Genomic DNA, 26,981 nt, shown 5'->3' with positions numbered 1-26,981 from the left:
GTTTCTAGCATGGAAAGTCCAGATAGTCACTCCCTATGTTGCACTGCAGCCAAATGTTGCGCTGCAACTCACCGGAGATTTGCCATGACCGAGCCTGCCACAGGCGCCATCGACGCCGCTGTCCTCGACAGAACCGAACCTGAAGAACGAAGTGAGCCTGCGTGGGGCGCGGTGGTCTCGCTGGCGCTCGGCGTCTTCGGCCTGGTGACCGCCGAATTCCTGCCCGCCAGCCTGTTGACGCGGCTGGCGCAGGACCTCGGTGTCAGCGAAGGCGCCGCCGGCCAAGCGGTGACCGCGACGGCTGTCGTCGGCGCGATCGCCGCGCCGACCATGGCGATCGTCACCAAGCGGCTCGACCGCCGGCTGGTCATGTGGATCCTCTCCGTCCTTTTGATCGTCTCCAACGTCGTCGCCGCCTTCGCGTCCTCGCTCATCATGCTGCTTCTTGCCCGCGTCGTGCTGGGCGTCGCGCTTGGCGGTTTCTGGTCGATGTCGGCGGCCATGGCGCTCAGGCTGGTGCCGATGCGGCTGATGCCGCGCGCCATGTCGATCATCCTGACCGGCGTCTCGGTCGCCACGGTCACGGCGGCGCCTGTCGGCGCCTATGTCGGCGACGTCTGGGGTTGGCGCACCGCCTTCATGATCGCGGCGGTCGTCGGCGGGCTGGCGCTGCTGGTGCAGCTCGCCACCCTGCCAAGCCTGCCGCCGACGGCGGTCGCGAGCTTCCGCACGCTGGCCGAGGTGCTGAAGCGGCCGATGATCCGCATCGCGCTGCTCGTCGTGTTGCTGGTCGCGTCCGGTCAGTTCGCCGGCTTCACCTATGTGCGGCCGTTCCTGGAGACGGTGCCGGCGATGCCGATCGAGACCATCTCGCTGGTGCTGCTCGCCTATGGCATCGGCGGCTTCTTCGGCAATTTCGCCGGCGCCTTCCTGGCCGAGCGCAACCTGAAGATGGCGGTCGGCCTGGCGCCGCTGCTGATCGCCTTGTCGGCGGCGACGCTGCTCGTGCTTGGCGCCTCGCCGATAACGGCGGCTGTCGCGGTCACCGCCTGGGGCTTTGCCTTCGGCGCCGTTCCGGTCGGCCTGCAGACCTGGCTGGTGCGCGCCGCGCCCGATCAGGCCGAGAGCGCCGGCGGCCTGATGGTCGCGACCTTCCAGGTGGCGATCGCGCTCGGCGCCATCGTCGGCGGCCTTCTGGTCGATCATGCCGGTGTCGCCACCGCCTTCGCCTATAGCGGCGTGGCGACCTTGCTCGCGGCGCTGGTGGCCTTCCTGATGGGGCCCAAGCAGGCCACTGAGTAGGCAAGCCTGCTCGCCTTGTCTGGCATCGGCCCGGCGGCTCTCACGCGCGCCGGGCCGTCAATTTAGCTTCAAGCCGAACGGCCGTCGAACTCGAACACTTCGACGGTCTTGAGGTCGACGCCGTCGAGGCAGTTGATGTTGACATAGGCGGATCGTTCGTTGCCCTGGCTGACATCCTCGGCGAAAGGGTGCATGCCGCAGGTGCGGCAGAAGCGGTGCGCGATTTGAGCCTTGCCGAAGGTGTAGCGGCCGAGGTCGTCGCCCCAGGCGATCAGATTGAGCTTCTCATGCGGCACGGCCCACAAAAGCGCGCCCTTGCGTGAGCAGATCGAGCAGTTGCAGCGCACGGCCATGCAGAGCTCACCCTCGACCTCGAACGCCACCTTGCCGCAGTGGCAGCTGCCTTTGTACAGCATCAGCATCTTCCCATCGCTGGCAGGGTGCAAAGGCACGCTTGCCGGGTTATCTCTTGCGCCGGCCCAACATCAGGCCGTGCCTAAAAGACGTTGCAACTTTGCAAGGCCCGACATCGAAAATGCAATCCATCCGAGACCGGCTTGAGATCATCCTGTCACGTCTTGCCAATCGCGCGGCCGACGAGAAGGTCTATACGAAGCTCTACGCCGAGGCCGCGCGGGCAGCCGCCGATGCGGCCGATGCCCGCCGCAAGGCCGGCGTGAGCCTCGGACCCCCCGACGGGCGCATCGTCTCGATCAAGGACCTCTTCGATGTCGCAGGCGAGTCGACGACGGCCGGGTCGCTGATCCGCGCCGAGGCCGCAGCCGCCACGCGAGACGCGGCGATCGTGCAAAGGCTGCGCCAGGCGGGTGCTGTCATCCTCGGCAAGACCAACATGACCGAATTCGCCTTCACCGCGATCGGCGATAATCCGCATCACGGCACGCCGGGCAATGCCGCCGATGCGAGCCTCATCCCGGGCGGCTCGTCGTCCGGGGCGGGCGTTGCGGTCGGCGAGGGCACGAGTGAGATCTCCATCGGTTCCGATACCGGCGGCTCGGTGCGCATCCCGGCCTCGCTCAACGGTGTCGTCGGCTTCAAGCCGACGGCGGGGCGGGTGCCTTTGGCAGGCGCTTTTCCGCTGTCGATGACGCTGGATTCGATCGGCCCGCTTGCCCGCAGCGTCGCCGATTGCGCGATCGCCGATGCGATCATGGCCGCAGAAGAGCCGGCGGTCCTTCAGCCGGCTTCGCTGGCCGGCCTGCGCATCGGCATTCCGCGCGGCGTCTTGTTCGGCGAGACGCAAGTGGAGGTCGCCGCGGCTTTCGAGGGCTGCATCGACAGGATCGGGCGGGCCGGCGCCCGCGCTGTCGATTTGTCCATCGATGATCTTGTCGCCGAGATGCGGGCTGCCACCAGGCGCGGGACCATCGCGTCCATGGAAGGCGCTGAGGTGCATGCCGATTGGCTGACGAGCGGCGCCTCGGTGCCGGTCGATCCGCATGTCACTGGGCCATTGACGCGCGCGCTGGCCGTTCCCGCTTCCGCCTATATCCGCACGATCCGCCGTCGCGGCGAACTTGTAGCGGCCATGGCGGGACGGCTTGAGGCGGTCGATCTCCTTGCATTGCCGACCGTGCCGATGGTCGCGCCCTCCATTGCCGCTATGGCCGCCGATGAAGCGCTGCGCGACAAGACGGAAGGGCTGCTCCTGCGCAACACGCAGGTCGCCAACCAGTTCGACCTTTGCGCGATCTCGCTGCCCATGCCCGGCACCAAATTGCCCGCGGGATTGATGCTGGTGGGCAAGCACGGGCACGATCGGCATCTTTTCGCGGTCGCGGCGGCGGTGGAGACATCGATCGCAAGTTGAATGCGCGGCTCCGGAGGAGTACGAGTCCTCAGTGGCCCGAGCAGTGAGCGCGTTCGCTATTCTTTGACGCGCGCTCGATGCCGGTCGCGATCAGCGTCGGCAGACTGTATTGCTTGCCGTTGAAGGTATGCCGCCGGTTTGCGATCGTGCCTGCGACGACGATCTTGCCGGCATAAAGCTTGTCTGGAAGGTCGAGCGCCTTGTCCTGCTGTGGCAGGCCGTCGACGTCGATCCACACTCCCTTGACGATCTTGCCGGTGGCGAGGTCGAGCGCGCTGTTCGAAGGGCAGGGTGCCATCACGCAGCGCAAGCCGTTGTCGCAGGGCACATAGCTGCCTTGATCAGCTTGAGCGCCAGTCGCGGCGACGCAGATGCCGGCAATCAGAACCAGGATTTCGGCGAGGTGCTTGGCCATGACGATGAAGGTCGCCGCCAAATCGGCGAAAATTGAGGCGCGGACTTCAGTCGGCCGGAAAGCGCCGCCGGTAATGCTCGATAACTTCCGGATTGCGCAGGTTGACCGGCAGCTTGCCAGCGAGCACCAGCAACGCCTCGCCGGCGGCGCCGACGCCCATGCGCATCATCGATTCCTCGGTGATGCCGGCCATATGCGGGGTGACGATGACATTGTCGAAGCCGAAATAGGGGTGGCTTGGCGGCAGCGGTTGGGTCGCAAAAACGTCGAGCGCTGCGCCGCCGATGCGGTCCTCTCGCAACGCTTCGATCAGCGCCTCGTCGTCGACAACCGGGCCGCGCGAGACATTGATCAGCAGCGCGTTGGGCTTCATGCGGGCGATGCGCTCGCGGCCGATCAGGCCGCGCGTTTCCTCCGTCAGCGGACAGCAGAGCACGATGATATCGCTCTGCTCGACCAGCGCGTCGATCGACAGGAAGCCGACACGTTCGGGCGCCGGACGCAGGCTGCGCGTCGTCGCCACGACATTGAGGTCGAAGCCGTGCGCGGCGATATGGCCGACGGCCTGGCCGACCGCGCCGAGGCCGACGATGCCGATCGTCTTGCCGGCAAGCTCGCTGGTCGAGTTGGCGTGCTCGCGCCCGGCAAGCCAGCCCTTGGCGCGCAGGTCGCGGTCCATCATGCGGAATCGCCGCAGCAGGGCAAGAGCCACGAACATCACATGCTCGGCGACCGAGCGGGCATTGACGGCGGGCACGTTCGCCACCAGCACGCCGGCGGCGGTCGCGGCCTCGACCGGGATCATGTCCAGCCCGGCACCGTGGCGGATCGCGGCGCGCAGGCTCGAAGCACCCGCAAACAGCTCAGGCGGCAGCGGCGCGCGCACGATGACTATGTCGGCGTCGCGGGCCTCAGTGGTCAGGGTCTTGGGATCGAGCGCGGAAGCGATCGCAAGCCGCCCGGCGCCCGCCAGCATGGCCGTGGCGCGAGGATGCAGCGAATGCGTCGACAGGATCTTGCGCATGAGGTTTTGTTTTTCTCCGCATTTCTGCGACGCCAAGCGATAATGCTTGGCTGCAAAATGCTCTAGGCCTTTTCGAGCGCCGCGCTTTTCGGTTCCGTTCCGAGGCCTTCGATGATCCCCTTCCAGTAGCTTTCGGCGCCCTGCAAATGGGCATTCATCAGGGCCTGGGCGAGGTTGCCGTCGCGGCGCAGCAGCGCCTCGTAGATCTGGATATGCTCGGCATGCGAGCGCACGCTGCGTTCGGGATCGTTGAAATAGATCGGCAGGCGCTGCTCGCCCATCAGGTAATAGACGCTGCAGATGTTGTGGAAGACGCTGTTCTTGGTCGCGCGCACGATCTCGAGGTGGAACTCGCGATCCTCCTTGGCGAGGCCTTCGCCGGCGGCGATGCGCTCTTCCGAAGCCTTCAGGATCTCGCGCAGGCGTTCGAAGTTCTCCTCGGTGGCGCGCGAGCAGGCAAGCTCGGCCGCCTTGATCTCGTGGATCTTGCGCAACTCTACGGTCTCGTAGATCTGCACCGGATCGAGCGGCAGGCCCGCGCGGGCGAAAAGCGCCAACGCTTCCACGCTCGCCTGCTTGGTGTCGATATAGATGCCGGACTTGGCGCGTCGCTCGACGATGCGCATGGCTTCCAGGATGGCCAACGCTTCGCGGATCTGGCCGCGGCTGACGCCGAAATGTTCCGCCAGCTCGCGCTCCGAGGGCGTGCGGCCGGACTCCTTGTCCGAGTTGGCGAAGAGGTAGGCGGCAAGTTCCGCGAGAAGGTTCTTTTCTTTCATCGTCAAATACGTTGCGCGTGCGCCTCCAGGAGTCGCTCGGAGATGGTGAAACCCAATCCCGGCTTTTCAGGGATCGCTATCATACCGTCCTTCGCTTCGACAGTCTCCTCGACAAGGTCGTGGATCATCGGATTGGCGCCGAGCGAATATTCGATGATGAAGCTGGCGGGCGAGGCGGCACAGACATGCAGCCCGGCAAAGAAGCAGGGTGCGCCGGCCCATAGATGCGGCGCGAAGCGCAGGTTGAAGGCGCTGGCGATGGTGCCGATCTTCATCGCCTCGCTGATGCCGCCGCAGAAGGCGGGATCCGGCTGGAAGATGTCGGCCGATTTCAGCACCGCCAGATCGCGGAAGGCGTAGCGCGTCGCCTCGCTTTCGCCGGTGGCAATCGGCGTCGCGCCCGAGGCACGCACTTCGGCCATGCCCGCCTTGTCGTCGGCGATCACCGGTTCCTCGAACCAGGCAAGGTCGAGATCGGCGGTCAGCTTGATGAAGCGCTTGGCCTCGGCGACGGTGTAGGTGCCGTGCGCGTCGACCATCAGCTCGATATCGGGCCCGATCGCCTGCCTTGCGGCGCGCACGCGCGCGGCCGAGACATGCGGGGCGCCGTCCATGGCGCCGACGCGCATCTTCAGCGCCTTGAAGCCGCCCTTGGCGATATAGGATTTCAACTGCTCGCCGATCGCGTCGGCAGAGGCCCAGCCGCCCGAGGCATAGGCCTGCATGCGCTCGACCTTGCGGCCGCCGAGCAGCCGCCACACCGGCTGCCCCAGCGACTTGCCGAGGATGTCCCAGAGCGCGATGTCGACGGCGCTGATCGCCGCCACGCTCATGCCGCGCCGGGCCAGCTGCGGCATGGCATGGCCGGCATGCGCCGCCGTCTCATGCCGAACGCCGTTGTAGAGCATTTCCCAGATGATGCCGATGTCGGCCGGATCGCAACCGATGAGCTGCGGGCCGATCTCGTGGTTGAGCAGATGGACGAGCGCGCCATAGCTGCCGGCGCTGCCGGCGGCGTTCTTGCCCTCGCCCCAGCCGACCAGGCCGTCATCGGTCTCGATGCGCAGAATGGCGGCGTCGAACGTCGTCACCTGGCCGAAGTCGCTGCGATGCTGCTTCGCGACTTCGATCGGGATACGAACCCACCAGGCCTGGACGCTTTTGATGCGCATGTTTTCCCTTCGGCCCCTCCGCCCGCCGGGTGGAAGGGATAGGTTTCAATCGGAGGCCTACTTGATCAGTGGCAGCAGCGTTTCGGCGGTGATGCGCATCTGGTCGGTGTAGAATTTTTCCGTAAGCACGCTGGAGCCGTGGTCCTGGATGAACTTGAGCTGCTCGGGCGAGATGTCGACCGGATTGCGCTCGACCATCTCCGGATAAGGCGCCGCCGGCGTGCGGTCGACGGGCGCGACGAACTCGTTGGTCAGCGCGCCGTCATAGCCGACTTCCTTCAGCGTGCGCACGATCTTCGGCCAGTCGATCTGGCCAAGGCCGGCAGCGAAGCGGTTGTTGTCGGCGACATGGAAATCGAACAGGCGCTTGCCGACCTGCCGGATCGCGTCATAGACGTTAAATTCCTCCATGTGGATATGGTAGGCGTCGAGGCAGACGCCGCATTCGGGGCTCACCGCATCGGCAAGCGCCAGCGCCTGGGCGCCGCGGTTGAAGAGATAGGTCTCGAAGCGGTTGAGCGGCTCGACGGCGATCCTGACGCCGACCTTCTTGGCATGGGTGAAACACTCGCGCGTGGCGTCGACCACCCAGCCCCATTCCTCCGCCTCGGTGCCGTCCGGCACGACCTTGCCGACGGTCGCGGGCACCAGCGTGATGATCTCGCCGTCGAGCTCGCTCACCATGGTGAGCACGTCCTTGACATATTGAACCGAGCGCTCGCGCTGGCCCTGGTCCCTGGCGGCAAGGTTGCGCTCGCCCAGCATCAGCGTCACCGAACCCCAGCAGCGGATGCCGTGCTCCTTGAGCAGCGCACGCGTCTCGTTGGTCTTGTACTGCTCGGGCTCGCCGGAAATCTCGATCGATTCATAGCCGAATTTCTTGATGCGCTTGAGCGTCACCTCCAGCGGCTCCGCCCGCATCCAATTGTGCGTCGAAAGATGCATGGTCTATCCTTCCCAGAATTCGCCTGTCACATTTTACCCCGCGACGCCTCCGACAGAGGCGGCCGCATGATTCCTCCCCAAGGCGTTGCCAGCATTTTCCTCCAAACTGGTTCGACCAATTGGGTCTGCCATGACCTCTACAGCAAATTTTAATGCACAGCAAGAAGTGGGTAGGGGAAGCCAAATCATCTCGTCAATAGGCTGATTTCACAAGGGAATTTTGCTCATCCGTTTGAAAGTCAGCCGCGTCTTCGTCGATTTCGGCCGCTTGACCGAATTACGAGATTTGGTAATACCAGAATGGCGCAACGCATGGACGCCGACAGTATTGACCAAACAGGCTGGCCCTCACTTCAATCGGCGCTATGCTTGGTCGCGAAAACAATGAGGGAGGATGCCGATGCCGACGACGATGAAGGGTCCCGGCCTGTTTCTGGCGCAGTTCGCGGGCGATGCCGCGCCGTTCAATTCCCTGGCTTCGATCACCAAATGGGCGGCCGGCCTGGGCTACAAGGGCGTGCAGATCCCGACCTGGGACGGGCGCCTGTTCGACCTCAAGAAGGCGGCGTCGTCGAAGGCCTATTGCGACGAGGTGAAAGGCATCTGCGCCGACGCCGACGTCGAGATCACCGAACTGTCGACGCATCTGCAGGGGCAACTGGTGGCGGTGCATCCAGCCTATGACGCGCAGATGGATGGCTTTGCTCCGCCTTCGGTCCACAACAATCCCAAGGCGCGGCAGAAATGGGCCGTCGAGCAGATGGAGTTCGGCGCCAAGGCATCGCGCAATCTCGGGCTGAACGCCTCGGTCTCATTCACCGGCTCGCTGGCTTTTCCTTACCTTTACCCCTTCCCGCAGCGCCCGGCCGGCCTCATCGAGGAAGCCTTCGGCGAACTCGGCAAACGCTGGAAGCCGATCCTCGATGTCTACGAGGACAACGGGGTCGATGTCGGCTACGAGATCCATCCCTCGGAGGACGTGTTCGACGGCGCTACCTTCGAGATGTTCCTCGACGCGGTCGGTGGACACAAGCGCTGCAACATCAACTACGATCCGTCGCACTTCCTGTTGCAGCAACTCGACTATCTCGAGTTCATCGACATCTACCACGAGCGGATCAAGGCGTTCCACGTCAAGGACGCCGAGTTCAACCCGACCGGACGGCAAGGCGTCTATTCCGGCTACCAGGGCTGGGTGAACCGGGCAGGCCGCTTCCGCTCGCTTGGCGACGGGCAGGTGGATTTCAGCGGCATCTTCTCCAAGCTTACGCAGTACAATTACGATTCCTGGGCGGTGCTGGAATGGGAATGCTGCCTGAAACATCCCGAGGACGGGGCCGCCGAAGGCGCGCCTTTTATCCAGCACCACATCATCCGGGTGACCGAGAAGGCCTTCGATGATTTCGCCGCCGGCACGACCGATAAAAAGCTGCTGCGGGCGATGATGGGGATTTGACCCGCAGCTCCCTTGAGGAGGTTCGGCCGCGGGTCCGGGTGGGGTTGAATCCCAAGTCGCAGCGGACTCTTATACCCCCACTCCGACGCCGCGCGTCGACCCTTCCCGCAAGGGGGAGGGTGAGGAGCTAAAGAGAGGACAAGAAATGGTCGGCGCATCGAAGTCGGAAGCGGGAGGCGGCCCGATCCGCTATGGCATGGTCGGCGGCGGGCAGGGTGCCTTCATCGGCGCGGTGCACCGCATCGCGGCGCGCATGGACAACGACTTCGTGCTGGTGGCCGGCGCGCTGTCGTCGGATCCGGCGCGGGCGAAGGCATCGGCCGAAGAACTCGGACTCGATCCGGCGCGCAGCTACAGCTCCTATGCCGAGATGGCCAAGGCCGAGGCCAAGCGTCCAGACGGCATCGAGGCCGTGGCGATCGTCACGCCCAACAACGTGCATGTGCCGGCGGCCAAAGCCTTCCTCGAGGCCGGCATCCATGTCATCTGCGACAAGCCGCTGGCGACGTCGCTGGCCGAGGCGAAGAAGCTTGCCGCCCTGGTCGAGAAGACCGGCAAGGTGTTCGTGCTGACCCACAACTACACCGCCTACCCGATGATCCGGCAGGCGCGCGAGATGGTGGCCAAGGGCCAGCTCGGCGACATCCGCATCGTGCAGTCGGAATATCCGCAGGACTGGCTGACCGAAGACCTCGCCGCCACAGGCCAGAAGCAGGCCTCGTGGCGCTCCGATCCCAAGCAGGCCGGCGCCGGCGGCGCGCTGGGCGACATCGGCACGCATGCCTATAATCTTGCCCGCTTCGTGTCCGGGCTGGAGCTCGATACGCTCTCAGCCGATCTCGACGCCTTCGTGCCTGGGCGCCAGCTCGACGACAATGTCAATGTCATGCTGCGCTTCAAGCCGGTCGGCAACAGGCATCCGGCCAAGGGCATGATCTGGGCAAGCCAGGTGGCGCCCGGCCACGAGAACGGGCTGAAGCTGCGCATCTATGGCTCCAAGGGCGGGCTGGAATGGGTGCAGGCCGACCCGAACTATCTCTGGTACACGCCGTTCGGCCAGCCGAAGCAGTTGCTCACCCGGGCCGGCGCCGGCGCGATGCCGGTCGCGGCCCGCGTCAGCCGCGTGCCGTCCGGCCATCCGGAGGGCTATCTCGAAGGTTTTGCCAATATCTACCAGGAGGCCGCACGGGCCATCCGCGCGGCGCGCAGGAAAGGCGGCAAGCCGGCCAAGGATGTCGTCTTCCCGACGATCGCGGACGGCGTCGAGGGCATGGCCTTCATCGAGGCCTGCGTGAAGTCGTCGAAGAAAAACGGGGCGTGGACGAAGCTTTAGGGGTGCCGATATTCAGGTGAGGCCGGTCTGCGAACGGCGGCTTCCTGCGCTTCCGGTGCTCACGTACTTAAAGTACGCTCCGCTCCGGTTCTCGGAAGCCACGGTTCTCGACTCGGCCTGACCTGAATCTCATCACCCCTAATCGAAGGTGATGGGGAGGGGTGTCGATGAAGATCGGCATGTGCATGTTCTTGTGGACGACCAGCGTCTCGAAGAAGCACGAGGCGCTGCTGAGGGACATCAAGGCGACCGGCTTCGATGGCGTCGAGATACCGGTCTTTGCCGGGGCGCCCGACGACTACAAAAGGCTCGGCGAGATGCTCGACCGCATCGGCCTGGAGCGCACCGCGGTCTCGGCGATGGGCGATCCGGCGATGAACCTAATCTCGCCAGATGCGGCGACCCGCAAGGCCGGCGTCGATTATATGAAATGGGCGATCGACTGCAGTGCCGCGCTCGGCGCGGATACCCTCAGCGGGCCCCTGCATTCGACGCTCGGCGCCTTTTCCGGCAGTGGCCCGACGGCGGCCGAGAAGAAGCGCTCGGTCGCCTCGCAGCGCGCCATCGGCGACCATGCCGGCAAGAAGAGCGTGACCATCGGGCTCGAAGCGCTCAACCGCTTCGAATGCTATCTCGTCAACACCATGGCCGACCTGTCGGAGCATATCGACGCGATCGACCAGCCGCATATCAAGGCGATGTACGACACGTTCCACGCCAATATCGAGGAGGCCGATCCGATCGGCGCCTACACGCGCAATCGCAAAAATATCGTCCATGTCCATATTTCGGAGAACGACCGCGGCGTGCCCGGGCGCGGCAACATCCCCTGGAAGGAGACGTTCTCCGCCATCCGCAAGAGCGGCTATGACGACTGGCTGACCATCGAGTCGTTCGGGCGCTCGCTCAAGGATCTTGCTGCGGCGACGAAGGTGTGGCGCGATTTCGCGGAGAGCCCAGAGGCGGTTTATCGCGAGGGGTATCGGCATATCAGGGATGGGTGGAAAAAGGCGGCTTAGGCGCGCCGCCTAACGAGCGTTGGCGATCCTTCGCGCCCCCCTCTCGCCGGTTCAGCACAGCAAGATTACCCCTGCGCCGCCTGCAGCCTGTTGTAATCATGCAGCGTGCGGCTCAGCCTTCGGCGCAGGAAGTTCGAGATGTTGTCGAAGATGAAGACGACGAGCAGCGTCAGCAGCACCATGTAGAAGACGTTGGCCCAGTTCGAGTTGGTGCGCATCGCTTCCCATAGTTTCAGGCCGATGCCGCCGGCGCCGACGGCGCCGATGATGGTGGCGCCGCGGGTGTTGGATTCCCACTGGTAGAGCGTCTGGCTGATAAAGACCGGCACCACTTCCGGCATCACGCCGTAGCGCTGCACGAGCAGGCCGTTGGCGCCGGTCGAGAGCACGCCTTCGCGCGGCTTGTCGTCGATGTTCTCGAGCGCTTCGGAATAGGTTTTGCCCAATGTGCCGATCTCGGTGAAGAAGATCGCGGCACTGCCGGCCAGCGGCCCGGGGCCGAAGGCGCGGGTGAAGAACAGCGCCCAGATCAGCATGTCGACCGAGCGCATGAAATCGAAGAAGCGTTTCAGCACCTGGCTGAGCAGGCCGCTCGGCGTGATGTTGCGGGCGGCGAAGAAGGCGAGCGGGAAGGCGACGATACCGCCGAGCAGCGTGCCGAGAAACGCCATGACGATGGTCTGCAGGAGTTTCGTCCAAACGTCGCCGTGCTGCCACTGCGCGTTGTTCCAGATGTTGTCGGCGGCCAAGGCGAGGTTCGAAGTGCCGGGCTGAAGCTCAGGCCCGGAGACGATCAGCGAGATGACCTCGCCGGCCGATTTGCCGAAGAAGGGCGAGCGCGTGTCGAAGACGAAATTGGCCCAGCCGAGGAAGCGCTTGCGAACCTTGACGCGGTCGACGGTGACGCGCACCTCGCCGGCGAAGCCCATCTTGGCGACGATCTCGTCGTCATGGACGGTCACCCAGTCAGGCACCGGACCCGTCACCTCTGGCTTGCCGCCGGTAAGCGACACCGGCACCGTCTGGCCGTTGGCGACGATCGTTGCCCTGGTCTTGTCGAAGGTGACGGACTTGTCCCGACCGTCGATCAGTACGGTGAAGGTGCCGTCCGGATTCTTGATCACCCAGTCGGGATCAGGATGCTCGCCGAGCGCCGAGAAGCGCGGATATTTGGGCGTGATCTCAGGCTGGTCGAGACGGAATTCCGGCTGCAGGTCGTAGCTGATCCATTGCGACAGGAAGAGCGGCAGGCGTTCCCAGTGCGACTCGCGCAGCACCTGCGGCAGGCTGAAGAACCAGAGGGCGTAGGCGAGGTAGAGCACCGTGCCCGCGATCAGCAGCAGTGGCCAAAAGCGCTTGTAGGCCGGCCGCTGGAACACCTGCGGGTGGCGGCTTTCGATGGCGCTTAGTTCGTCGGCGGTCATAGCCATATCAAGCGCTCATCAAAAATGCTTGCTCGCCGACAAGCTTGCGGCGCAGCCAGGCGGAGAACTGGTCGACGAGGAAAATGGTGATGAAGAGCAGCAGCACCAGCGCCAGCGTCTTGGCGCCGAAGCCGCGCGAGATCGAAAGCTTCAATTCCTCGCCGATACCGCCGCCGCCGACCGCGCCCATGATGGTCGAGATGCGCACGTTGATCTCGATCCGAAGCAGCGTGTAGGACATGAAATTGGGCAGCACCTGCGGCAGGTCGGCGAAACGCACGCGCTCGAACCAGTTGGCACCGACGGCGCGCAGGCCCTCTTCCGGGCGCATGTCGATGTTCTCGTTGATCTCATAGAACAGCTTGCCCAGCGCGCCGATCGAATGCAGGCCGATGGCGATGATGGCGGCGACAGGCCCGATCGAGACGATGGCCGCGAACAGGCCGGCAATGACGATTTCGGGGAAGGCGCGCAGCAATTCCATGAAGCGCTTGACGAAGAGCCGCAGGACCGGGCTCGGCGTCAGGTTGCGCGCGGCGATGAAGGAGAAGGGCACCGCGAAGACGAAGCCGATGAAGGTCGAGACCAGCGCCACGTTCACCGTGGTCAGCATCAGCTCGAAATATTCGGGGATGTAGAAGCCACCCCAGACATAGACGCGGCCGAGCGGGAAGTTGAACTCCTGCGTGCCCTTGTCGTTGGGCGAGGCGATGTCGAACAGGGCCCGCCAGACGTCGCTCCAGTCCTTCGGGACCAGCCAGCTCAGGAAATCGAGGATGTGCGGCAGCCGGTCGAAGAAATGCCCGGCATTGGCTTCGTCGGCGAACCACATGGTGGCGCACATGGCGACAAGCAGCAGGCCGACGCCGAGCGCGGTGTAGAAGCGGCGCAGCGAGGTCTGGCGCCGCCAGGCGTCGGCTTGCCGGCGGGTGGCGTCGGAATGGAGTGTCGCTGATGTCATGATCGGGACATGCAAAAAGGGCGGCGTCGCCGCATCGGCCCGAAAATCGAAATCCCGATCTTCGGAAAAAGCCGATGCGGCCATTCAAAGTGCTAAAGCGTACTTTGTGCGTCCAACTGGACGCACGTCGCTTTAGAGGAAGCCGCCGCCCTTTCTGATCTTGCCGTCAGCCGCCGATAGCGGCTTTGCGGGCTTCGACGATGACGCTGTAGAAATCAGGCTTCACCGGGACATAGCCAGTGAAATCGCCACCTTCGACGCCTTCGAAGCAGGCCTTGTCCTTGGCCGGCAGCGCGGTGAAGAAAGCGGTGAGCTTGGCGGTCATGTCGTCGCCAAGCGCGGTGCGGACAACCAGCGGGCCGTTCGGGATCAGGCCCGAGCGCCACACTTCGACGAAGTCGTTCGGGTCGACAGCGCCCTTGGCGACTTCCTTGTGGAAGGTGCCGGAGGTGTAGCCGTTCTTGAAGTCGCCGATGCCTGAGGAATCGTCCACCGCCACGTCGACCTTGCCGTCGCGCACGGCCAGCACGTTGTTCTCGTGGCCGCCGTTGAACTGGGTCGAGGCGAAGTAGGTTTCGTTGGACGCGCCGGTGTCCTTCGGAATCTGGGTCAGCGGGATCAGATAGCCGGAGGTCGAGTCCGGATCGGCATAGCCGAGCTTCTTGCCCTTGGCCGACTTGATGTCGGTGATCCCCGAGGTCTTCAGCGCCAGGCCGATCGAGTAATAGCCGGTCGAGCCGTCGGTCTGCTTGGTGGTGAGGATCGGCGTGACCGCCTTCGGGTCCTTGATATAGACGCTGGCGTAACCGGAGGCGCCGAGCTCGGCGAAGTCGAGCGTGCCGCCGAGCAGGCCCTGGATGACGCCATCATAGTCGGCGGCCGGGAACAGCGACACCTTCTCGAAGCCGAATTCCGACTTCAGGTGATCGGCGAGGCACTGGTAGTTGCGCAGGCGGTCGGTCTCGTTCTCGCCGCCGAGGATGCCGACGCGGAATTCCTTGATGTCAGCGGCGTGCGCGGCGCTTGCCGCCATGGCGAGCAGCGAAACCGCCCCAAAAACCATCTTCCTGAACATTTTGTCTCTCTCCTGTTGCTCCGGCTGCGCGCCGGCGGCGTTCTGATTTTTCAAGTCTTGCCTTTGACGCTGGCGGGCGATCCGGGTTGCTCTGCTGAAGTCCACGATTTGCCGGCACCGGCTGGCGCCGGGACGGTGGACTCAGTAGCCAGGGAAGGCTGGTTCGAGCGGTCCGGCGGATGCGGTGATCTTCGGCTTGATGGTCACGCTGGTCGACGTGATGGCTTCGGAGATCTCGGCGCCGCTGGCATCGGCGCCGTAGACCGTGCGCACGGCGTCGCGGTCGAGGTCTTCCGGTGCGCCATCGAAGACGACCTTTCCGGAGGCCATGCCGATGATGCGGTTGCAATAGGCGCGCGCGGTGTCCAGCGTGTGCAGGTTGGTGACGACGGTGATGCCTTCGCGCAGATTGATGTCGCGCAGCGAATCCATCACCACCTTGGCGTTGAGCGGGTCGAGCGAGGCGATCGGCTCGTCGGCCAGAAGCACTTTCGGTTGCTGCATCATGGCGCGGGCGATCGCCACACGCTGCTGCTGGCCGCCGGACAGCGTGCCGGCCGGCTGCAGCGCGGTGCGGGCGATGTCGAGGCGCTCGAGCGCGGCCACGGCCTCGGCGCATTCGGTGCGCGTGAACATGCCAAGCAGGTTGGAAACCGTCGAGCGGTGGTTGAGGCGGCCGAGCAGCACATTGGTCAGCACGTCGAGGCGCGGCACGAGGTTGAACTGCTGGAAGATCATGGCGCAGTCGCGCTGCCAGCGGCGCAGCGGCGAGCCTTGCAGGCTGGAAACCTCCGCGCCCTCAAAAAAAATCGACCCTTGGCTCGGATCGATGAGACGATTGATCATGCGCAAAAGCGTCGACTTGCCGGCGCCGGAACGGCCGATGATGCCGACCATCTGGCCGCGCGGGATCGAGATGTTGATGTCGCTGACAGCGGTGTTCTTGCCAAATCGTCGGGTTACGCCGCGGATTTCGAGCGTGGCCGATGATGCTGACATACCAAAACTCCAGTCCGTTGCGCTTTTGCAGGTCTGTTAACCTTCGCTAGCGCAGGCCGATGAAGCTGGGGTGTCGGATTGATGTCAGTTTTGTTACGTCCCACAGGCTTGGAGGTTCAACCAAGCACCAGCAATTCCTCGAAATGCTTCATGTCCTTGAAGCTGCAGAAGGCCGGCGGCCCGAGCTCGATCACCGGAGCCTCGCGCTCGAGGAACGACAGGCAGTCGTCGAACAATTCCTGCCAGGCGCCGGCGCGCTCGTCGGCGAGGCGGCGGATCTGGTAGGCGAAGGTGATGTGGAAGACATACACGTCGTGGTCGGGATGGCGGTAGCCGAACGGCACTGAAAGGGCGTCGCGCCACAGGCGCAGGATGCGCTCATCCTCGTTGGAAGCGCCGGCGACCGTAAGGCCGTTCGGCGTGACGCTGATGGCCCTGATGCGGAAGGGAGGGCAAGGTTCAAAGCGCTGCAACCGCTCGAGATAGAGACGCGTCATGTCGTCGATGCCGGTGTCGAGCGGCACGTCGGAGGGCCAGTAGGGGAGCCGGCGCCGGTATTCGATGATGCCCTGGAAGAGCGTCATGTGCAGGCTGGAGATCGGCGTGAAGGCGAGGCGGTCCGCGTCGGGCATGGCCAGCATGCGCTTGCGCGCTTCGATGATCGCAGCTTCGGAGGGTGATCCTTCAACGAGGTGGCAGACCACCGTGTTGCCGTGTTCAAGCAGGAAATTGCCTGCCGCATCGTAACGCGTGCCAAGATGTGTCGGCGACTTGGGATTGGTGCCTTCGAAGAATCCTGCGAGCGAGGGTCTGACTTTGTCGAGCATGGCGATCTCCTTGGGGAGATGGCGTCCTGTCCGAGTCATGTGTCAACGGTGTGAATGGTGAATGGTGAGAAAGAAGGGCTTCGTTGCCATTCACTATTGACCATTGACCATTCACGAACATCAACCGCCATGCTTCTCCAAAAACGCCTCGGCCTCCAGCTCGCGGAAATCGTCGAGCGCGGCGCGCAACCGGGCATGATCCCAGTCCCACCAGGCTAAAGCCTGGTACCGCTCGGCGGTGCGGCGGTCGAAGCGTTCGCGGATCGGCTTGGCCGGCACGCCGCCGACGATGGTGTAGGGCGCGACGTCCTTCGACACCACGGCGCCCGCGCCGACCGCCGCGCCGTCACCGACGGTGACGCCGGGCAGGATGGTCGAGCCATGGCCGAGCCAGGTGTCGTGGCCGATCGTGACGCGTTTGGCGCGGCGCTCGGCGAAGAACGCGCTTTCATGCTCGGCATCGTCCCAATAGTCGGAGGCGCGATAGGTGAAATGATGCAGCGTCGGCCGCCAGGTCGGATGGTTGGTGGCGTTGATGCGCACGCTCGCCGCGATGTTGGAGAACTTGCCGATGGTCGCGCACCACACGGCGCAGTCCTGCATCATGTAGGAATAGTCGCCGAGCTCGCATTCGGCGACGCGGCTGCGCTCGGCGATCTCGGTCCAGCGGCCGAGCGTCGAGTTTTCGACCTGCGCCGTCGGATGGATCAGCGGCGCCTCCGAAAGCTTTTTCATGCGGCGATCTTTCCGGCGGCGAAGGCGGTGACGTCGATGACGCGGTCGGCGACAGCCTCACGCACATCGACGTCGTGGAAGATGCCGAGCAGCGCAACGCCTGCCGCCTTCTTGGCGGCGATAAGCTCGACCACGACATCGCGGTTCTTCGCGTCGAGCGAAGCGGTCGGCTCGTCGAGCAGCAGGATCGGATGCTCGGTGATGAAGCCGCGCGCGATGTTGACGCGCTGCTGCTCGCCGCCCGAGAAGGTCGCGGGCGGCAGCGCCCAGAGCTTTTCGGGCAGGTTGAGTTGCGCCAACAGGGCACGCGCTCTCGTCCGCGCGCTTTCCCTGTCCTCGCCTCGCTCGACCAAAGGCTCGGCGACGACGTCGAGCGCGGAGACACGCGGCACGGTGCGCAGGAACTGGCTGACATAGCCGATGGTATGGCGGCGCACGGAAAGCACGGTGCGCGGGCTGGCGGAGGCGAGGTCGATCAACCCGCTGCCATGCTGGACGATGATCTGGCCTTCATCGACGGCGTAGTTGCCGTAGAGCATCTTCAGGATCGAGCTTTTTCCCGCACCTGACGGGCCGCCCAGCACGGCGCATTCGCCAGCGCGGATCGAGAAGGAGACACCCGCCACCACCGGCAGCGTGATACCGTCGCGCAGATGCATGGTGAAGCTTTTGGCGACGTCCGAGACAACGAGAGGAGTGGCCATGTTCACACCTGCAAAATCGAAGAAACAAGCAACTGGGTGTAGGGCGCGCGCGGATCGTCGAGCACGCGGTCGGTGAGGCCGCTTTCGACGACGCGGCCATCCTTCATCACCATCATGCGCTGCGACAGAAGCCGCGCCACGGCGAGGTCGTGGGTGACGACGATCGCCGCCAGCCCGAGGTCGGTGACCAGCCCGCGCAACAGGTCGAGCAGGCGCGCCTGCACCGAGACATCGAGGCCGCCGGTCGGCTCGTCCATGAAGACGAGGCGCGGGCTGGTTACCAGGTTGCGGGCGATCTGCAGGCGCTGGCGCATGCCGCCGGAAAAGGCGCGCGGCTCGTCGTCGATGCGGTCCTCGTCGATCTCGACGCGCGACAGCCAATCGACGGCGGTGGCGCGGATCCTGCCGTAGTGGCGGTCGCCGACCGCCATCAGCCGCTCGCCGACATTGGCGCCGGCCGACACGGTCATGCGCAGCCCGTCCGCCGGGTTCTGGTGAACAAAACCCCAGTCGGTGCGCATCAGGAAGCGACGCTCGGCCTCGCTCATGCGGTAGAGCTCGCGCCACTGGCCGTCGCGCATGCGGTAGCTCGCAGTGCCGGACGAGGGCAGCAGCCTGGTCGACAGGCAGTTGAGCAGCGTCGTCTTGCCGGAGCCGGACTCGCCGACCACCGCCAGAACCTCGCCCGGCCAGAGGTCGAAGGTGACGTTCTCGCAGCCGACGCGCGAGCCGTAGAATTTGGACAGCGCTGAAACGCGCAGCAACGGTTCGTCGGTCATTCTGCCGGCTCCTTTGCTTCAAGGGCGAGATGGGTTTCCGGCGCAAGGTGGCCGTGATGGCCATCGGCGCGGCGCTTCTCGCAATGGTCGGTGTCCGAGCAGACGAACATGTGGCCGCCATGGTCGTCGAGGATGACTTCGTCGAGATAGACATTCCCGGCGCCGCACAGCGCGCAAGGCTGGTCGAAGGTCTGCACCTCGAAGGGATGGTCCTCGAAGTCGAGGCTGACGACGTCGGTGAAGGGCGGCACCGCATAAATGCGCTTCTCGCGGCCGGCGCCGAACAACTGCAAAGCCGGCGAGCGGTGCATCTTCGGATTGTCGAATTTGGGCGTCGGCGAAGGATCCATCACGTAACGGCCCTCGACCTTCACCGGATAGGCGTAGGTGGTGGCGATGCGGCCATGCCTGGCGATGTCCTCGTAGAGCTTCACATGCATGAGGCCGTATTCCTCCAGCGCATGCATTTTGCGCGTTTCGGTCTCGCGCGGCTCGAGGAAGCGCAGCGGCTCGGGGATCGGCACCTGGAAGACCAGCACCTGGTCCGCGTTGAGCGGATGCTCGGGGATGCGGTGGCGGGTCTGGATGATCGTTGCCTTCGCCGTCTCGGTGGTGACGGCGACGTTGGCGACTTTCTTGAAGAAGGCGCGGATCGACACGGCATTAGTGGTGTCGTCGGCGCCCTGGTCGATGACCTTGAGCACATCGTCGGGGCCGATGATCGAGGCGGTGACTTGCACGCCGCCGGTGCCCCAGCCGTAAGGCATCGGCATCTCGCGCGAGGCGAAAGGCACCTGGTAGCCGGGGATGGCGATGCCCTTGAGGATGGCGCGGCGGATCATCCGCTTGGTCTGCTCGTCGAGATAGGCGAAGTTGTAGGTGGCGATGTCGGTCATGGCGATCACGTCCGCTCTGTGCTATTGAATTCGCGTCCAAGACTCGGAAACAAGGGCGAAACCGGATGACCCAAACCGGTTGGATACATCTCGGAATTCTGCTGCCGGTATTTGTTGGCGCCGCCGTCTTTTTCCTTCGGCGCATGTTTCTGCCCGTGCCAAAAGAAAGTGCGAGCGGTGAGACTATTACTGGCAGCAAAGGGTTCAACGAGGCGCATAGTGGCCACTACAGCGCTGGCGGAGATGGCTGAAATCATTCGGCAGCCTCCCGCTTCTCTTCCGACTTGCCGGGATTTTCACGGGCTTCGTATTCGGCGCGCATGCGGCGAACTAGGCCGAGTTCGGCCTGGAAGTCGACATAATGCGGCAGCTTCAGATGCTCGACGAAGCCGGTCGCCTGCACATTGTCGGAATGCGAGATAACGAACTCCTCGTCTTGCGCGGCGGCGACGACATCCTCGCCAAGCTCGCTCGCGCGTAGCGCCCGGTCGCATAGCGCCATCGCCATCGCCTTGCGCTCGCTCTGGCCGAAGACCAGGCCGTAGCCGCGGGTGAACTGCGGCGGCGCCTTGGCCGAGCCCTTGAACTGGTTGACCATCTGGCATTCGGTGACGCGGATCGAGCCGAGCGGCACGGCGAAGGGCAGCTCCGGCACGTCGAGTTCAAGCTCGACCTCCCCGATACGTATCTCGCCGACAAAGGGGTGATTGCGGGCATAGCCGCGCTGCGTCGAATAGCCGAGCGCCAGCAAAAAGCCTTCGTCGCCGCGCGACAGCGCCTGCAGGCGGATGTCGCGCGCCATCGGGAATTCCAGCGGCTCGCGCGTGATGTCGCCGGGCACGTGGTCCAGCGGCATTTCGCCGTCGGCCTCGATCAGGCCTTCGTGGGCAAGGATCGCCGAAACACGCGGCATGGCCTCCGGCTCGACCGGGCGCTGCGCCGGCGTCTCGACCTCGGCGCCGGCGGCAAGCTCGGGATCGAGCAGGCGGTGGGTATAGTCGAAGGTCGGGCCGAGCACCTGGCCGCCGGGCAGGTCCTTGTAGGTGGCCGAGACGCGCCGCTCGAGCCGCATCGCGCCGGTATCGACCGGATTGGTGTAGCCGAAGCGCGGCAACGTGGTGCGGTAGGCGCGCACCAGGAAGATCGCCTCGATCATATCGCCGCGCGCCTGGACGACGGCGAGAGCCGCAAGCTCGCGGTCATAGAGCGAGCCTTCGCTCATCACCCGGTCGACGCCGAGCGCCAGCTGCTCGACGATCTGGTCGAGGCGCAGCGCCGGCACCGATCGGTCGCCGCGGCGGCGGTCGGCAAGCAGGCGGTGCGCATTGGCAATGGCGGCTTCGCCGCCTTTCACCGCGACATACATGTCATGCCTCCATCGATTTGATGCGGGTGGTGCGCGGCAGGCAGGCGAGGCTGCCGGGCGCGGCCAGGATGATGTCGACGCCGCGCGGGAAACGCTGGTTGTTCTGCTTCCACTGCTCGACGAAATGGCGCGGCATGCCTGGGGGCGCGATCATCGACGTCTTTTCGATCCCAGGACCTTCGAGCAGCAGCGAGGGGCCTGAGGCGAGGTCGTCGACCAAGAGGATCAGCGTCGTCGAGCGATCGGGATATTCTTGCGTGCCCTGCGCAAAACCGTCGAGCGCCGCCATCTCCCTGGGATTGGCGATCAAGGCGAAATGCGCGTCGGCCGGGGTGTTGGCCAAGGGCGCGCCGGTGTGGAAGCCGAGCCAGGCCTTGACCGAGGCGTCCGCCTGCAAGGGCGGATCGAGCCAGATTGGCGTATCGTTGTCGCAGAGCGCCAGCGCCACGGCACCTGCCGTCGCCGACAAAGGCGCCGGCGGGCGGGCGATCTGCGGCAGGTCCTGGACGGTGCCGGGGCGCGCCATCGCGTCCATGATGGCGCGGAAGACGGTCTGCGCGTCGAAAACCGGCTCGGTGAAGCCGCCGTCGATCGATTGCGTGGCGATGTCCATCAGTCCTCTCCGCGCACCATGGTGAAGAAATCCACTTTCGTGGCCGCCGTCTCGACACGCTTTGTCTCGCGCGCCGCATCGAGCGCCGCACGCAAGGGCGCCGCGAGCTTCGTCTCGACCGCCTCGCGATGCGCCGGGTCCTGCCAGAGCGCGTCGGCGATCGCCGTGAGCCTGGCCTTGCCCTTGTCGCGGCCGAGCGCATAGGAATGGCCGACCTGGCCGGATGGCAGCCGCACCGTGGCGCGGGTGACCGTCGCCTCGCCGACATTGAACGGCGCGCCGCCGCCGCCGATCCGCCCGCGCACCGTCACCAGTCCGGTTTCGGGGCCACGCAAAAGCTCGGCCTCGGAAGGCAGGCCCGCTTCGTTCCACAGTCGGGCGATCTCGTCGGCCGCGGCATGCGCCAGCGTCGCCATCAAGGCCTTCCGCCCGGCCTGCTCGCGCGCTTCCTGTCCTCGCATGGCATCGCTCCGTTACATGCATAAATTTGTCTATTGATATAGACAACTATACAAATTATACTCACTTCGTAACGGGAGTCCATGACGGGTGGATGACAGCGGGTGCAAAAGTTGGGGTGAGGACGTTGGGGGCGGGGAAATGACCGGGCTGGCAAGCAGCATCGAGAGACGTAACGGGGTATCGCTGTGGCGGCAGATCGCCGATCGGATCCTGCAGGCGATCGCCAATGGCGATTTCGCCGAGAATGCCGCGCTGCCGCCTGAAGTCGCGTTGGCGGAACGCTACGGCGTCAACCGCCACACGGTGCGCAGCGCCATTGCAGCGCTTGTGCAGGAAGGCGTGCTGAAGGCCGAGCAGGGACGCGGCACCTTCGTCTTGTCGCGCAAGCGGCTGTCCTATCCGATCGGCGCGCGCACGCGCTTCTCGACCGGGCTGCAGGGGCAGACGAGCGAGCGGCATATTGCGCTCTTGTCGTCGTCCACCGAGCCGGCCGGCCGGCGCATCGCCGAGGCGCTGGGCATCGCCAAGGGCGCGGCCGTCATCCGCCTGGAGACGCGCGGCGAGGCCGACGGTCATGCGGTGTCGCGGGCGACGACCTGGTTCGACGCCAAACGCTTCGCCGGCATCGAGGCGGCAATGGCGGAAACGGGATCGATCACCGCATCGCTCAAGCGCTTCGGCATCAACGATTATCTGCGGCAATCGACCGTGCTGTCGGCACGGCACGCCGACGCTGACGACCTTGCCGCCCTCGATTTGCAGCCTGGCGCCATCGTGCTGGTCACCGTCGCGGTGAATGTCACGCTCGACGGCCAGCCGATCCAGTTCGCGGAGTCGCGCTTTCCGGCGGAACGGGTGGAGCTCAGGCTCTTGGCCGGCGATTAGGTCTTCATTCGCAGGCGATAACCCCAGACGGTCGTCATCCACGGGCGGAGCGACGCGAAGCGGAGCGTAGACCCGAGGATCCATTCCGTGACTTTAATCGTAGGGTGCTGCGGAGCAGAATTCTGCATCGTGGCAACGCCTCAACTTCACGGAATGGATCCTCGGGTCTGCGCGCGTCGCTTCGCTCCTTGCTCCGCCCGTGGATGACGAAGGAACAAGCGCTGCGGCTAATCGCAAAGGCGCGCACTCTGCCAAATCCAGCACCCGTCAGGCACCGAATCGATAGCTCACCCGACCTCGATGACCGCCTTGATCAGCCCCGACTTCTCATGAGCCCACCTGGCAAGGTCGCGCGGCGTCTCGGCAAGCGTGGTTCGATGGGTCACGAGCTTGTTCAACGGCACGGCGCCGTTGCGAATCGAATCTGCGACATGGTCGAAATCGGCCTTCAGCGCGTTGCGGCTGCCGATCAGCATCATCTCGCGCTTGTGGAATTCGGGGTCGGAGAAGGTGATGTCGTCCTTGACGACGCTGACCAGCACCAGCGTGCCGCCATGCGCGACATGGGCGAAGGCCGACTGCACGGATTGGGTGTTGCCGGTCGCGTCGAACACGAGGTCGAATCCTTCGCCGCCGGTCGCCTGTCGGACCAGGTCGGCAGCCGCTGCCTTCGAACTGTCCAGCGGGGCAAAGCCGAGCTCCTTTTCGGCGAAGCCGAGACGTTCGGCGCTCATGTCGAGCAGGCTGACATCCAGCCCGGCGATGCGCGCGAAGATCGCCGTGCCGAGGCCGATCGGTCCGGCGCCGACGACCAGCGTGCGCTGGCCGGGCAGCCCGAGCGATCGGCGCACCGCATGCGCGCCGATGGCCAGGAATTCGACCGCCGCGGCGTCGGCCAGCGACAGGCCGTTCGCCGGGTAGAGGTTCTGCGCCGGCACCAGGATCTCGTCGCACATGGCGCCGTCGCGGTGGACGCCCAGCACCTCGATCTTCACGCAGCAGTTCGGCTTGCCGCGCCGGCAGGCAATGCATTTGCCGCATGAAAGATAGGGGTTGATGACGACCGGCTCGCCGACGCTGATCTCGACGCCTTCGCCCTTCTCGACGATCGTGCCGGCGACCTCATGGCCCATGATGCGCGGATAGGCTAGAAATGGGTGCTTGCCTTCGAAGATGTGGTAGTCGGTGCCGCAGATGCCGACATGGCTGACCGCGACGCGCGCCCAGCCGGGCGGCGGTGCGCCGGGCCCGGCGCGGTCTTCGAGGACAAGCTCGCCGGGCGAGCGGCAGACAACGGCTTTCATGGGCAATCCAAGGCAAAAAGCGCCGGCCTCGCTTGAGCGGGCCGGCGCGGAAGGTTCAGGGAGCGTTCATTTGCCGCGACGGCGCAGGCCGTCGAAGTAGACGATGACGATGATCAGCAGGCCGGTGATGACGCGCTGCCAGAAGGTGTTGACGTTGAGCAGGTTGGCGCCGTTGTTGATCGTCGAAAGGATGAAGGAGCCGATCAGCGGCCCATGCACGGAGCCGATGGCGCCGAACAGCGAGGTGCCGCCGATCACCGACGAGGCGATGGCCTGAAGCTCATAGGTGTCGCCCTGTGTCGGGTTGCCGATGCCGATGCGCGAGGCCAGCAGCACGCCGACGATGGCGGCGAGCAGACCGGACAGGATGTAGGCCATGAAGATGGTACGCGGCACGTTGACGCCCGACAGGCGCGCGGCCTCCGCATTGGAGCCGACCGAGAACAGGTAACGGCCCCAGCGTGTGTGGTGCAGGAAGATGTAGGACGGGATGGCGACCAGGATCACCATCCAGAATAGATAGGGGATGCCGAGCAGCGAGCCGCGCGAAAACGCCTGGAACGGGTCGCTGTTGATGGAGATCGAGTTGCCGTTGGTCATCAGAAGGCCGATGCCGCGCAGCGAGGTCATGGTGGCCAAGGTGATGATGAAGGGCGGCAGGCCCATCTTGACGATGCCGAAGCCGTGGAAGAGGCCGATGGCGACACCGACCAGCAAGGTCGCCAGCACCGCCGCCCAGATCGGCCAGCCGGCATTGATCAACAGCGCGACGATGACCGTGGTGAAACCGACCACCGCGCCGACGGACAGGTCGATGCCGCCGGTGATGATGACGAAGGTCTGGCCGACGGCCAGAATGGCGATCAGCGAGCCCTGGCGCAGAAGATTGGTGATGTTGAGGGTCGTGGCGAAGGACGGCGTGGCGACAGCCAGCACGATCCACATCAGGAGGAGAAGGCCAAGCAGCGTCAGGCCGAACAGGGCGTTGAAATTGCGCTTGGATCGTTCGGCGGGGATCGCCTCGGTGCTCATATCTGTCCTCCCGACTTTTCTTGTTTCTCGGCCAGTGCCTGACCCAAAATGTCCTCGTGGCTCGCGGTCCGGAAACCGTGCGTGGCGACCAGCTTGCCGCGCCGGAACACATGCAGCGTGTCGGCAAGCTCGTAGACTTCCGGCAGGTAGGACGAGATCAGGATGATGCCGGCGCCCTTGGACAAGAGCGTCGAGAACAGGCGGTAGATCTCGGCCTTGGTGCCGACATCGACGCCCACCGTCGGCTCGTCGAAGATGAACAGCTTGGCGCCATGCGCCAGCCATTTGCCGATGACGATCTTCTGCTGGTTGCCGCCCGACAGGCTTGAAGCCAGCGCATGGCGCGTCGGCGTCTTGATGCGCAGGTCGGCGATCTGGCGGTCGGCCTCGGCCTTCTCCTTGGCGCCGGAAATCAAAAGGTTGCTGGAGATGCGCTTGTAGATCGGCAGGTTGAGGTTCGTGCCGACGGGCAAATTGAGGCACAGGCCCTGGTCGCGGCGGCTTTCCGGGGCCAGCGCCATGCCGAGCCGGATCGCGTCGTGCTCGGAGTTGACCTGGACCTCCTTGCCTTGCCACAGGATCTGGCCCGCAGATTTTCTGTGGCGGCCGTAAAGCGTGGTGACGAACTCGCTACGGCCGGCGCCGATCAGGCCGTAGAGGCCGACGATCTCGCCGGCGCGGACGGTCACCGAGACATTCTCGAAGCCTTTGCCCGAGAGGTTCTTCGTCTCGACGATGGTGGCGCCAGGGGTGAAATGCTCCTTGTGGTAGATCTGCTCGATCGAGCGGTTGATCATCAGCTTGACCAGCTCGGCCTCGTCGGTCTCGGCGATGTTGCGCGTGCCGACCAAAGTGCCGTCGCGCAGCACAGAAACGCGGTCGGCGAGCTCGAACACTTCCTCCATGCGGTGGCTGATATAGATGATGGTGACGCCTTCGCCCTTCAGGCGGCGGATCAGCTTGAAGAGCTGGTCGGCCTCCTTGCGGGTGAGGTAGGCGGTCGGCTCGTCGAAGATCAGGAATTTCGTGCCGCGCACGGTGGCGCGGGCAGCGGCGATCAACTGCTGCTGGCCGATGGTGAGGTCGCCGAGAACCACATGCGCCGGCAGGTCGAAGCCCAGCCCGTCGATGATCTTCTGCGCTTCCTTCACCATGGCGCGCTGCTGCAGCAGGCCGAAGCGGGACTCCTCCTCGCCGAGGAACATGTTGGCGGCGACGGTGAGATGGCGGCACAGCACCACCTCCTGGTGGACGGCGTTGATGCCGAGCGCCATCGCCTCGTACGGTGTGGCGAGCGCCTCGGTTTTGCCTTCCCAGATCACCTCGCCGGAAGTGCGCGGCATGACGCCGGTGAGAAGCTTGATGAGGGTGGACTTGCCGGCGCCGTTCTCGCCGACGATGGCGTGGATCTCGCCCGCCTTGAAGGCAAGGTGCACCGGCTTCAGCGCATGCGTGCCGGGGTAGCGCTTTTCCAGGCCGTTGAGCTCGAGGATCGTCCTGCCCGGTTCCAGCGTGGGGGCCGGATGCAGTTCCTGCGCCGTCGACGTCATGACAATCCTCCCAGATTGGTCTCAACCATTGGGTACGCGGCGATGCGTCCGGCGCGCATCTTGAAGGCGGAGCCTAAATCAGGCCGGCGAATT

The 26,981-nt window shown here is 64.8% G+C and carries 28 protein-coding genes; 6 read left to right on the top strand and 22 right to left on the bottom strand.

Going from position 1 to position 26,981, the window contains the following annotated elements; genetic code table 11:
• The first annotated feature begins 84 nt into the window (after nucleotides 1-84).
• Nucleotides 85-1,302 (top strand): MFS transporter, encoded by a 1,218-nt coding sequence (locus FJ956_RS04595; RefSeq protein WP_140674004.1) that lies wholly within the window; start codon nucleotides 85-87, stop codon nucleotides 1,300-1,302.
• Nucleotides 1,303-1,370: 68 nt separating this feature from the next.
• Here FJ956_RS04595 and FJ956_RS04590 read toward each other — a convergent pair whose 3' ends face one another.
• A complete protein-coding gene (locus FJ956_RS04590; protein ID WP_140674006.1) occupies nucleotides 1,371-1,718 on the bottom strand; it encodes a GFA family protein in 348 nt (115 codons plus the stop codon).
• Nucleotides 1,719-1,837: 119 nt separating this feature from the next.
• Here FJ956_RS04590 and FJ956_RS04585 point away from each other — a divergent pair, with 119 nt between their 5' ends.
• On the top strand, nucleotides 1,838-3,133 hold the full coding sequence (locus tag FJ956_RS04585) for an amidase (RefSeq protein WP_140674008.1): 1,296 nt from the start codon (nucleotides 1,838-1,840) through the stop codon (nucleotides 3,131-3,133).
• 28 nt (nucleotides 3,134-3,161) lie between these two features.
• On the opposite strand, the gene FJ956_RS04580 is transcribed toward FJ956_RS04585, so the two are convergent.
• The 5 genes from FJ956_RS04580 to FJ956_RS04560 form a co-directional block, all read right to left on the bottom strand.
• On the bottom strand, nucleotides 3,162-3,548 hold the full coding sequence (locus tag FJ956_RS04580) for a hypothetical protein (RefSeq protein WP_246671996.1): 387 nt from the start codon (nucleotides 3,546-3,548) through the stop codon (nucleotides 3,162-3,164).
• A 46-nt stretch (nucleotides 3,549-3,594) separates the two neighbouring features.
• The gene (locus FJ956_RS04575; RefSeq protein WP_140674010.1) at nucleotides 3,595-4,572 is read right to left on the bottom strand and encodes a hydroxyacid dehydrogenase; all 978 of its coding nucleotides are present in this window, start codon (nucleotides 4,570-4,572) and stop codon (nucleotides 3,595-3,597) included.
• Nucleotides 4,573-4,634: 62 nt separating this feature from the next.
• Entirely contained in the window at nucleotides 4,635-5,351 is a 717-nt protein-coding gene (locus FJ956_RS04570; protein WP_140674012.1) for a FadR/GntR family transcriptional regulator, read from the bottom strand.
• Nucleotides 5,352-5,353: 2 nt separating this feature from the next.
• A complete protein-coding gene (locus FJ956_RS04565; RefSeq protein WP_140674014.1) occupies nucleotides 5,354-6,523 on the bottom strand; it encodes a mandelate racemase/muconate lactonizing enzyme family protein in 1,170 nt (389 codons plus the stop codon).
• A gap of 57 nt (nucleotides 6,524-6,580) precedes the next feature.
• A complete protein-coding gene (locus tag FJ956_RS04560) occupies nucleotides 6,581-7,468 on the bottom strand; it encodes a sugar phosphate isomerase/epimerase (protein ID WP_140674016.1) in 888 nt (295 codons plus the stop codon).
• Nucleotides 7,469-7,868: 400 nt separating this feature from the next.
• On the opposite strand from FJ956_RS04560, the gene FJ956_RS04555 reads away from it, so the two are divergent.
• The 3 genes from FJ956_RS04555 (at nucleotide 7,869) to FJ956_RS04545 (ending at nucleotide 11,276) form a co-directional block, all read left to right on the top strand.
• A complete protein-coding gene (locus FJ956_RS04555) occupies nucleotides 7,869-8,924 on the top strand; it encodes a sugar phosphate isomerase/epimerase (protein ID WP_140674018.1) in 1,056 nt (351 codons plus the stop codon).
• A gap of 145 nt (nucleotides 8,925-9,069) precedes the next feature.
• Complete coding sequence (locus tag FJ956_RS04550; protein WP_140674020.1) at nucleotides 9,070-10,257, top strand: Gfo/Idh/MocA family oxidoreductase; 1,188 nt, start codon at nucleotides 9,070-9,072, stop codon at nucleotides 10,255-10,257.
• A 167-nt stretch (nucleotides 10,258-10,424) separates the two neighbouring features.
• The gene (locus FJ956_RS04545) at nucleotides 10,425-11,276 is read left to right on the top strand and encodes a sugar phosphate isomerase/epimerase (protein ID WP_140674022.1); all 852 of its coding nucleotides are present in this window, start codon (nucleotides 10,425-10,427) and stop codon (nucleotides 11,274-11,276) included.
• A 65-nt stretch (nucleotides 11,277-11,341) separates the two neighbouring features.
• Here the strand turns inward: FJ956_RS04545 and phnE (FJ956_RS04540) are convergent, their stop codons facing one another.
• The 13 genes from phnE (FJ956_RS04540) to phnG form a co-directional block, all read right to left on the bottom strand.
• Entirely contained in the window at nucleotides 11,342-12,706 is a 1,365-nt protein-coding gene (phnE, locus tag FJ956_RS04540) for a phosphonate ABC transporter, permease protein PhnE (RefSeq protein WP_140674024.1), read from the bottom strand.
• Nucleotide 12,707: 1 nt separating this feature from the next.
• A complete protein-coding gene (gene phnE, locus FJ956_RS04535) occupies nucleotides 12,708-13,661 on the bottom strand; it encodes a phosphonate ABC transporter, permease protein PhnE (protein ID WP_140674026.1) in 954 nt (317 codons plus the stop codon).
• A 166-nt stretch (nucleotides 13,662-13,827) separates the two neighbouring features.
• Nucleotides 13,828-14,736 (bottom strand): phosphonate ABC transporter substrate-binding protein, encoded by a 909-nt coding sequence (gene phnD, locus FJ956_RS04530; RefSeq protein ID WP_140674029.1) that lies wholly within the window; start codon nucleotides 14,734-14,736, stop codon nucleotides 13,828-13,830.
• Nucleotides 14,737-14,877: 141 nt separating this feature from the next.
• Nucleotides 14,878-15,735, bottom strand: a complete 858-nt coding sequence (gene phnC, locus FJ956_RS04525; RefSeq protein ID WP_140674031.1) for a phosphonate ABC transporter ATP-binding protein — start codon at nucleotides 15,733-15,735, stop codon at nucleotides 14,878-14,880.
• Between the two features lie 116 nt (nucleotides 15,736-15,851).
• Nucleotides 15,852-16,562, bottom strand: coding sequence for a DUF1868 domain-containing protein (locus FJ956_RS04520; RefSeq protein WP_140674033.1), 711 nt, complete (start codon nucleotides 16,560-16,562; stop codon nucleotides 15,852-15,854).
• 120 nt (nucleotides 16,563-16,682) lie between these two features.
• Nucleotides 16,683-17,297, bottom strand: coding sequence for a DapH/DapD/GlmU-related protein (locus FJ956_RS04515; protein WP_140674035.1), 615 nt, complete (start codon nucleotides 17,295-17,297; stop codon nucleotides 16,683-16,685).
• Entirely contained in the window at nucleotides 17,294-18,001 is a 708-nt protein-coding gene (gene phnL, locus FJ956_RS04510) for a phosphonate C-P lyase system protein PhnL (protein ID WP_140674037.1), read from the bottom strand. Before phnL ends, FJ956_RS04515 begins: the two co-directional genes overlap by 4 nt.
• Before the next feature lie 2 nt (nucleotides 18,002-18,003).
• Nucleotides 18,004-18,780, bottom strand: a complete 777-nt coding sequence (gene phnK, locus FJ956_RS04505) for a phosphonate C-P lyase system protein PhnK (protein ID WP_140674039.1) — start codon at nucleotides 18,778-18,780, stop codon at nucleotides 18,004-18,006.
• Nucleotides 18,777-19,676, bottom strand: coding sequence for an alpha-D-ribose 1-methylphosphonate 5-phosphate C-P-lyase PhnJ (locus FJ956_RS04500; RefSeq protein WP_140674041.1), 900 nt, complete (start codon nucleotides 19,674-19,676; stop codon nucleotides 18,777-18,779). The genes phnK and FJ956_RS04500 overlap by 4 nt, the downstream gene beginning before the upstream one ends.
• A 5-nt stretch (nucleotides 19,677-19,681) precedes the next feature.
• A complete protein-coding gene (locus FJ956_RS04495; RefSeq protein WP_140674043.1) occupies nucleotides 19,682-19,933 on the bottom strand; it encodes a hypothetical protein in 252 nt (83 codons plus the stop codon).
• A complete protein-coding gene (locus FJ956_RS04490) occupies nucleotides 19,930-21,042 on the bottom strand; it encodes a carbon-phosphorus lyase complex subunit PhnI (protein WP_140674045.1) in 1,113 nt (370 codons plus the stop codon). The genes FJ956_RS04495 and FJ956_RS04490 overlap by 4 nt, the downstream gene beginning before the upstream one ends.
• A gap of 1 nt (nucleotide 21,043) precedes the next feature.
• Nucleotides 21,044-21,655 (bottom strand): phosphonate C-P lyase system protein PhnH, encoded by a 612-nt coding sequence (gene phnH / locus FJ956_RS04485; RefSeq protein ID WP_140674047.1) that lies wholly within the window; start codon nucleotides 21,653-21,655, stop codon nucleotides 21,044-21,046.
• Nucleotides 21,655-22,116 (bottom strand): phosphonate C-P lyase system protein PhnG, encoded by a 462-nt coding sequence (gene phnG / locus FJ956_RS04480; protein ID WP_140674049.1) that lies wholly within the window; start codon nucleotides 22,114-22,116, stop codon nucleotides 21,655-21,657. Before phnG ends, phnH begins: the two co-directional genes overlap by 1 nt.
• 139 nt (nucleotides 22,117-22,255) lie before the next feature.
• On the opposite strand from phnG, the gene phnF reads away from it, so the two are divergent.
• Nucleotides 22,256-23,002 (top strand): phosphonate metabolism transcriptional regulator PhnF, encoded by a 747-nt coding sequence (gene phnF, locus FJ956_RS04475; RefSeq protein WP_140674051.1) that lies wholly within the window; start codon nucleotides 22,256-22,258, stop codon nucleotides 23,000-23,002.
• Between the two features lie 287 nt (nucleotides 23,003-23,289).
• On the opposite strand, the gene FJ956_RS04470 is transcribed toward phnF, so the two are convergent.
• The 3 genes from FJ956_RS04470 to FJ956_RS04460 all read right to left on the bottom strand — a co-directional run bounded on the left by FJ956_RS04470 (nucleotide 23,290) and on the right by FJ956_RS04460 (nucleotide 26,888).
• Nucleotides 23,290-24,306 carry a zinc-binding alcohol dehydrogenase family protein gene (locus FJ956_RS04470; protein ID WP_140674053.1) on the bottom strand — a complete coding sequence of 339 codons (1,017 nt, stop codon included), beginning with the start codon at nucleotides 24,304-24,306 and terminating at the stop codon, nucleotides 23,290-23,292.
• A gap of 66 nt (nucleotides 24,307-24,372) precedes the next feature.
• On the bottom strand, nucleotides 24,373-25,338 hold the full coding sequence (locus tag FJ956_RS04465) for an ABC transporter permease (RefSeq protein ID WP_140674055.1): 966 nt from the start codon (nucleotides 25,336-25,338) through the stop codon (nucleotides 24,373-24,375).
• The gene (locus FJ956_RS04460) at nucleotides 25,335-26,888 is read right to left on the bottom strand and encodes a sugar ABC transporter ATP-binding protein (protein WP_140674058.1); all 1,554 of its coding nucleotides are present in this window, start codon (nucleotides 26,886-26,888) and stop codon (nucleotides 25,335-25,337) included. The genes FJ956_RS04465 and FJ956_RS04460 overlap by 4 nt, the downstream gene beginning before the upstream one ends.
• Nucleotides 26,889-26,981 lie beyond the last annotated feature (93 nt).

It is taken from the genome of Mesorhizobium sp. B2-4-3 (genome assembly GCF_006442815.1).
GTDB lineage: Bacteria > Pseudomonadota > Alphaproteobacteria > Rhizobiales > Rhizobiaceae > Mesorhizobium.
The sequence above is the reverse complement of the archived record's forward strand: the minus strand, read 5'-3'. Positions and strand labels throughout refer to the sequence as shown.

Bases quoted from the DNA above. Each gene is read 5' to 3' on its own strand.
- phnE (WP_140674026.1), bottom strand. From the start codon at position 13,661: ATGACATCAGCGACACTCCATTCCGACGCCACCCGCCGGCAAGCCGAC.
- FJ956_RS04545 (WP_140674022.1), top strand. From the start codon at position 10,425: ATGAAGATCGGCATGTGCATGTTCTTGTGGACGACCAGCGTCTCGAAG.
- phnL (WP_140674037.1), bottom strand. From the start codon at position 18,001: ATGGCCACTCCTCTCGTTGTCTCGGACGTCGCCAAAAGCTTCACCATG.
- FJ956_RS04560 (WP_140674016.1), bottom strand. From the start codon at position 7,468: ATGCATCTTTCGACGCACAATTGGATGCGGGCGGAGCCGCTGGAGGTG.
- FJ956_RS04495 (WP_140674043.1), bottom strand. From the start codon at position 19,933: ATGATTTCAGCCATCTCCGCCAGCGCTGTAGTGGCCACTATGCGCCTC.
- FJ956_RS04585 (WP_140674008.1), top strand. From the start codon at position 1,838: ATGCAATCCATCCGAGACCGGCTTGAGATCATCCTGTCACGTCTTGCC.
- FJ956_RS04595 (WP_140674004.1), top strand. From the start codon at position 85: ATGACCGAGCCTGCCACAGGCGCCATCGACGCCGCTGTCCTCGACAGA.
- phnE (WP_140674024.1), bottom strand. From the start codon at position 12,706: ATGGCTATGACCGCCGACGAACTAAGCGCCATCGAAAGCCGCCACCCG.
- FJ956_RS04490 (WP_140674045.1), bottom strand. From the start codon at position 21,042: ATGTATGTCGCGGTGAAAGGCGGCGAAGCCGCCATTGCCAATGCGCAC.
- FJ956_RS04550 (WP_140674020.1), top strand. From the start codon at position 9,070: ATGGTCGGCGCATCGAAGTCGGAAGCGGGAGGCGGCCCGATCCGCTAT.
- FJ956_RS04590 (WP_140674006.1), bottom strand. From the start codon at position 1,718: ATGCTGTACAAAGGCAGCTGCCACTGCGGCAAGGTGGCGTTCGAGGTC.
- phnD (WP_140674029.1), bottom strand. From the start codon at position 14,736: ATGTTCAGGAAGATGGTTTTTGGGGCGGTTTCGCTGCTCGCCATGGCG.
- phnH (WP_140674047.1), bottom strand. From the start codon at position 21,655: ATGGACATCGCCACGCAATCGATCGACGGCGGCTTCACCGAGCCGGTT.
- FJ956_RS04500 (WP_140674041.1), bottom strand. From the start codon at position 19,676: ATGACCGACATCGCCACCTACAACTTCGCCTATCTCGACGAGCAGACC.
- FJ956_RS04515 (WP_140674035.1), bottom strand. From the start codon at position 17,297: ATGAAAAAGCTTTCGGAGGCGCCGCTGATCCATCCGACGGCGCAGGTC.
- FJ956_RS04575 (WP_140674010.1), bottom strand. From the start codon at position 4,572: ATGCGCAAGATCCTGTCGACGCATTCGCTGCATCCTCGCGCCACGGCC.
- FJ956_RS04470 (WP_140674053.1), bottom strand. From the start codon at position 24,306: ATGAAAGCCGTTGTCTGCCGCTCGCCCGGCGAGCTTGTCCTCGAAGAC.
- FJ956_RS04580 (WP_246671996.1), bottom strand. From the start codon at position 3,548: ATGGCCAAGCACCTCGCCGAAATCCTGGTTCTGATTGCCGGCATCTGC.
- phnF (WP_140674051.1), top strand. From the start codon at position 22,256: ATGACCGGGCTGGCAAGCAGCATCGAGAGACGTAACGGGGTATCGCTG.
- phnG (WP_140674049.1), bottom strand. From the start codon at position 22,116: ATGCGAGGACAGGAAGCGCGCGAGCAGGCCGGGCGGAAGGCCTTGATG.
- FJ956_RS04570 (WP_140674012.1), bottom strand. From the start codon at position 5,351: ATGAAAGAAAAGAACCTTCTCGCGGAACTTGCCGCCTACCTCTTCGCC.
- FJ956_RS04460 (WP_140674058.1), bottom strand. From the start codon at position 26,888: ATGACGTCGACGGCGCAGGAACTGCATCCGGCCCCCACGCTGGAACCG.
- FJ956_RS04520 (WP_140674033.1), bottom strand. From the start codon at position 16,562: ATGCTCGACAAAGTCAGACCCTCGCTCGCAGGATTCTTCGAAGGCACC.
- FJ956_RS04465 (WP_140674055.1), bottom strand. From the start codon at position 25,338: ATGAGCACCGAGGCGATCCCCGCCGAACGATCCAAGCGCAATTTCAAC.
- phnK (WP_140674039.1), bottom strand. From the start codon at position 18,780: ATGACCGACGAACCGTTGCTGCGCGTTTCAGCGCTGTCCAAATTCTAC.
- phnC (WP_140674031.1), bottom strand. From the start codon at position 15,735: ATGTCAGCATCATCGGCCACGCTCGAAATCCGCGGCGTAACCCGACGA.
- FJ956_RS04565 (WP_140674014.1), bottom strand. From the start codon at position 6,523: ATGCGCATCAAAAGCGTCCAGGCCTGGTGGGTTCGTATCCCGATCGAA.
- FJ956_RS04555 (WP_140674018.1), top strand. From the start codon at position 7,869: ATGCCGACGACGATGAAGGGTCCCGGCCTGTTTCTGGCGCAGTTCGCG.